Genomic DNA, 2,053 nt, shown 5'->3' with positions numbered 1-2,053 from the left:
TTGGCAACCCTTTTCTTTTTACAAACAAACCTCCCCCCACCCTTACCACTCCCGGCAAGAACATCATGTAGTTATACAGGGACATTGGTTTGTACTTAGCGAGCGCGGTTGTATCGTATAGCGTACCGTAACTGTTCGCCTTTGGTTTTCTAGGGTCCACAGCCCTTACGACTGCCCCGGGGAGTTCGTATACCTTTTCTCCGTTCAAATCGAGAAGACCTTTTTTCGTATTTTCGAGATAGCGGTTCATTGCGTTTTTTTCCGTTTCCGGTTCGAAAGGATTCTTTCTCAGGAAGGCAGGTCTCGGATAGGATTCTTCGATGGCAACCGCCTGCACGGGCTTTCCCCTCCTGGTCTTCGCCGTCACCATGAACAGGGTGGTGTCCCGGAAGTCGAGCCCGTCGATCAGGAAGTTTCCCCGTTCGTCTGCGACCGCGGTTCCGAACACGTTTTCTCTGTTAAGGGCTACGGCGGTCACCCTGGCCAGCGGCGCGTCCTTTCCCATCATTCCGGTCACGTGTCCTGCGATGAACTGCCCGTGCTCGCAAAACCGCTCAGGCCTGAACGCGGCGGTGTCGGCGATCTTCGCGAAGTCGAACCTTCTCCACCCGCGCGTACGCATGAGCAGATCCCTGTGATGCCTGGTCGCAGGGGATTCGTCGCGGAAGTAATATCCCGGATTGCGGACATATCCTCGTATGTCGGAAGTCATCAGCAGGTTCGCGCGAATGTCCTCTCCGAGCGAATCGGTCGCGACGGTTTTCCTGTCCGTCACGCTGACCGAGCAGTCTGCCCCCAGCGGCGTCGAGTCAGCCGCAGTCAGCCTGATCCGGATAACGACCTTCTGCCTGGGCTCGTAGCGCGGTTTGTCGGAGGCCGCCTCCCACCTTTCCCGGTCGTGCGGATGGGCCACGAACAGGATTCGCTCGCTGCGCGTCCTGAGCGAACTGTCGATCAGCACGAGGTGGAGTATTCCCTCGGGTATCGAATCGGTCTTCCACCGTCCGGTCGGATTCATCGGGTTCAGGTTTTGTATTCCGATGCATTTTCCACGGACGTGCGCGACGACGGTCATGGGTTCGAACTCCTTGTCCGGATCTCGGTTTACCCGGTAACGGACTTCGTCCGGGGTCTGCACGGCCGCGAGCGCATACCCGTCATCGTCGACTTCAGGGAGCTCTACGCGCAGCGTATCCCCCGTGCGCGCCGCCACGGTCGCAACGTAGCGTTCCCCTGTCTTCGGGATGATCAGAAACGATCCCATTCCGTCGTGCTCGCTGGCGAATTGGGCGACGGTATCCCCGTCCTTAGTCGTTACGACGCCTTCGACCTCGGCCGTGCGTGCGTCCGATCGTTCGGCCCTGAAAGCGACGATCTGCGGCACGCCGGGCACGAGGTCTCCCCCTTCAGGCATAAACTTTACGGCCACGCGCACGGAGTCCTCGGGAAAGAAGAACTCTTTTTTGAAGAAGAGCTCGCCCTGGTCTATCGCGGTGCTTACGTACCCTCCTTGCCGTATGGAATCGGGCGGCAGGTCTACGAATACGGCTCCTGTTACGGTGGTTTTCTGCTGCGCTCCGGATATTCGTTTGCCATTGCGGTCGAACACCTCGAACCGGACGTTTACGTCCGGATAGGGTTCGCTGTCCGGGCCGGTGAATCGCACGATGGCCTGGGGGGTTCCGTTTTTTGGATCGGTGTATGTTACCGCGGCGTTTACGCGTCCGGATAGGGAGTTTCCGATGCGGATGTTTCTTTGGAAGAAGAATGCGGGGTCGAAGTTCGTCATCCATCCGGTGTATGCCCGGAGCGTATAATCTCCTGCGGGGAATACGTGTGGAATCTCGAAGTTGTTGGCGAAACCGCACGAATCCCGCTTTATTTTCTTTGCGAGCACGGTTTTTCCTTTCCGGTCTACGATGTCTACGTATATGAAGTTGGACAGGGTGTCCGTCCTGTGCTCGGTCGCATCCACGAGGTATGCCTTGAACCAAATTTTGTCTCCGGCCCCGTAGTAGGGTTTGTCCAAATGAAGCCACAACTTCTCCTGATG

General features: G+C 57.4%; 1 protein-coding gene. It reads right to left on the bottom strand.

Annotated features, from left to right (window positions below; translation table 11 throughout):
* Positions 1 to 2,053, bottom strand: a 2,053-nt coding sequence (locus tag DW082_RS14645; protein WP_118459189.1) for a hypothetical protein, incomplete at both ends; no start/stop codon positions are given.

The sequence above is a fragment of the Alistipes sp. AF48-12 genome (assembly GCF_003477565.1).
In the GTDB taxonomy this organism is placed as follows: domain Bacteria; phylum Bacteroidota; class Bacteroidia; order Bacteroidales; family Rikenellaceae; genus Alistipes_A; species Alistipes_A hominis.
The sequence above is the reverse complement of the archived record's forward strand: the minus strand, read 5'-3'. Positions and strand labels throughout refer to the sequence as shown.